4 protein-coding genes are annotated in these 3,339 nt (G+C 30.8%); 2 read left to right on the forward strand and 2 right to left on the reverse strand.

Going from position 1 to position 3,339, the window contains the following annotated elements:
* The coding region (locus Q0352_RS02345) for a tRNA-dihydrouridine synthase family protein (RefSeq protein WP_299523005.1) at positions 1-530 on the reverse strand (530 nt) is incomplete at its 3' end.
* A 215-nt stretch (positions 531-745) separates the two neighbouring features.
* Here Q0352_RS02345 and Q0352_RS02350 point away from each other — a divergent pair.
* Positions 746-1,918, forward strand: coding sequence for a T9SS type A sorting domain-containing protein (locus Q0352_RS02350; RefSeq protein WP_299523008.1), 1,173 nt, complete (start codon positions 746-748; stop codon positions 1,916-1,918).
* Between the two features lie 219 nt (positions 1,919-2,137).
* On the opposite strand, the gene Q0352_RS02355 is transcribed toward Q0352_RS02350, so the two are convergent.
* Positions 2,138-2,674: a CIA30 family protein gene (locus Q0352_RS02355; RefSeq protein WP_299523011.1), complete on the reverse strand. Its 537-nt coding sequence runs from the start codon at positions 2,672-2,674 to the stop codon at positions 2,138-2,140.
* 393 nt (positions 2,675-3,067) lie between these two features.
* Between Q0352_RS02355 and Q0352_RS02360 the strand changes: the two genes are divergently transcribed.
* A partial coding sequence (locus tag Q0352_RS02360) for a hypothetical protein (protein WP_299523014.1) occupies positions 3,068-3,339 on the forward strand: 272 nt, incomplete at its 3' end.

Raw genomic sequence — 3,339 nt, forward strand, 5'->3', positions numbered from 1 at the left:
TCTACGCTACCTTTGTACAATTGTTTTCCAATACGAGCATGTATAGCAACATTTTTTAAAGGATATTTATCTAGAATAGGAAAAGTGTGTAGTATTTCTTCATTGTTTTCATAACCCATTCTCATTTTCATTGAAACCAAAATATCCGTTTCATTGTGGGCACGATTTAAAATACTGTCTATTTTATTTGGATCACAAATTAAACCTGAACCCATTCCGCGATTTGTAACCATTGGGTAAGGACAGCCTAAATTCCAATTGAGTTCTTTGTAACCTAATTGCTGTACGTATTTCGCAACAAATAAAAACTCATCAGCATCATTTGTTATTACCTGAGGTATAACTTCTAAAGTAGTATTGTTTTCTGGTAATAAATCACGCTCGTATGAGGCTTTAATTTTTAGTTTACCATTTAAACGAATATAAGGTGCATAAAAAGTATCTATACCTCCAAAATATTTGTTTTGTGCATTCCTAAAACGAAAATCGGTAAAACCCTGTAAAGGTGAAGATAATAGTGTAAAACTCATAGTTTATGCTTGGGGCAAATATAAGCGAATTGTTTGTTCTTATATTTTTTACTTTCAAATTAAGTTAGGATTTTTTACTGGGTATACTTAATCAGTTTTGAGTGGTAATCGAGGGAATATTTTAATAAAATCCCATTCCATACACATTCCCACTTCGCTCCTATCGTTGTTTTGAGCAAAGGACGGGGGAAGTAAAGTTAGGACAGGGATATACCATGAAAGGTTCTAACGCTAGCACAGCAACACAAAATTATGCGTTTGTGGGCAAACCAAATAATGGGATTATTGAATTAACGGTAGGCGCTAATAATGATCATTTGGTTGGAAATCCATATCCGTCGTCTATAGATGCTGATAAATTTATTGATGACAATGGGTTATCTCTAGGTACGGCTTCAATAACTGGGACTCTTTATTTTTGGGACCATTATGGTGGTGACACCCATAATTCGGGAGATTATCAGGCTGGTTATGCAACCTATTCTAAAGCCGGAGGAGTTAAAACTTCTTCAAACCCAGTAAACTTAGAGCCAACACAATACATTCCTGTTGGCCAGGCCTTTTTTGTAGTGGGTGATGCAGATGGTGGGCAAATTCAATTTAACAATAGTCAGCGTGTTTTTGCAAAGGAATCTTCTGGAAATTCTATTTTCATGGGACCCAATAATTCAGAAAATTTAGAATCAAAAACTACCAATAATCCAGGAGATGACCTCAGGCCAAAATTTAGAATTGGTTTTGATGCACCTAAAATAGATCACCGTCAAGTTTTGCTTACTATTGATGAAAACACAACTGATGCTGTAGATTGGGGATATGATGGAGAAATGTACGAAGATTTTGATGATGATATGTATTGGGTTCTTAATGATAAAAAATATGTGATACAAGCTACTAATGAGTTTGGTTTTGATAAAGAAATACCAATAGGAATTCAAACAAAAGAAGGCGGTCTTATAAGTATTAAAGTTGATGAGTTGGAAAATGTAGAAGTATACACTTCTCTTTATATTAAAGATAATTTGACAGGTGAAATACATGATATTACAAACCAAGCTTTTGAAATTAATTTAGAAGCAGGTGAGTATCAAAATAGATTCTTACTTGTATTTCAGCAACTTCTAAATACTACGGAAGAGGAAACTTTATTAAACGGAGTTCGTATTTATATGAATAATTCAATTTCTGAATTACAATTAAATAGTCCTCTAGATACAGAAATACTGAATGTTAGTTTGTTTAATAATTTAGGACAAGAGGTAAAAACATGGAGGATAAACTCAGATAAGCTATTTTTTTCGTTACCAATTCTTACGGCTTCAGGAGTTTATATTGTGAACGTTGAGACTACAACTGAGAAAGTAAGTAAGAAAATAATTATTAACTAACGGATAGTTGGCTAGTAATAAATAGTCAAAATACGTTTTTATAAAAAGAGGCTTCAAAATTGAAGCCTCTTTTTTAAATTGAAAATCCTAATCGTGAAAATTGTTGATGTATTCTCTATCTTTCTCTTGGATTACAAAAAGAATATAAAGTTTATTAACCCGTTTTTTTAGGAGATTCACGAACTCATTGTTAATGATTTGAATGATGATATTTTATTGCTATTCTAAGTATATATTTTTGATTTCCAGTTTGAAAGACTCCTTCGTGTTATTTCCAATAAGTATTGCAATTTCCTCCATGAGGTTTCCAGAGTAATTAATTTTATCTAATCTATTTCCTCTAAAACTTGGATAAAATGAACTCAATGGGATTTTTATAGTTTCCCATTCACCAGAGGTTTTAAAAGTTGTTATATATGAATATCGCTGGGACGAATTTTCTTTAATCCTGAATTGATAGGATTTGCCATCACCTTTCACCTTTAGTACTACATGATTAAATTTTGAAACATCCTTTTTATTAAAAACATATCTAGTTGATGAGAATCCACCATTGTTAGCAGTAGTTACATAACCATTAAATGTTGCAATTCCTATATCATTAATAGATATTGTTCCTTCAGACATACCTCCCATGACACCATCATTTACAGTGTACCAATTAGAGTTGTTTTTAGCATCTTTATAATTGAAAATATTTGATGAACTGTCTTGTTGCATAACACTGAGAATATATATGAATACTATTAACTTCATTGTATTGTTTAATTGTACTAAATAAAAATAACAATTACTTAACTATTAAAGAAATATTTAACTGTAATTTGGCTTTAAGTGAAAACGCCCACTACTTTAGTACTTAATAAACTAAAAACACAATATCAATTACTCTAATCCATTAAATACAGTGAAATAATATTAGCTAAGAGAGCTTCCTGAATTAATTTTTTGATTTACAGTTAATTATATCTATTTATTTATCCAACCCCATTTTTAATCAATAAATTATAATTAAAGCCTCAATTATACTTGTCCAATAGACGTGAAATTTTATTTGACAAGCATTTAATGTTCTACAACTTTCGCTGAGAAGGATAGTATAAATAGGAATATAAATACCCATGACCTATAATCTCCAAAACAAAATTTTTGTTCCCTCTTTTTCTAATTAGTCTATTCTTTTTAGGAATTAATAATGCTGTTTTTCAAATTAATCTTGGGTCAATTGAAGATTTTACTTTTTATACATCCAGCAGCGCAGTAGGTAATACTGGTATTTCAAATATCACAGCTGATGTTGGTACAAATTTAGGTATCCAATTTGAGTTAATTAATGATTTTACAATAATAAAAAGTGGTAAAAAACTATCTTTTTGCCGAACTATTCCCCTCGTCGATACTTTTTATAGATTCAACTATAC

It is taken from the genome of uncultured Lutibacter sp., assembly GCF_937891065.1.
In the GTDB taxonomy this organism is placed as follows: domain Bacteria; phylum Bacteroidota; class Bacteroidia; order Flavobacteriales; family Flavobacteriaceae; genus Lutibacter.

Excerpts from the sequence above, each read along its gene's own strand:
- Q0352_RS02350 (WP_299523008.1), top strand. The coding sequence starts at position 746 with ATGAAAGGTTCTAACGCTAGCACAGCAACACAAAATTATGCGTTTGTG.
- Q0352_RS02355 (WP_299523011.1), bottom strand. The coding sequence starts at position 2,674 with ATGAAGTTAATAGTATTCATATATATTCTCAGTGTTATGCAACAAGAC.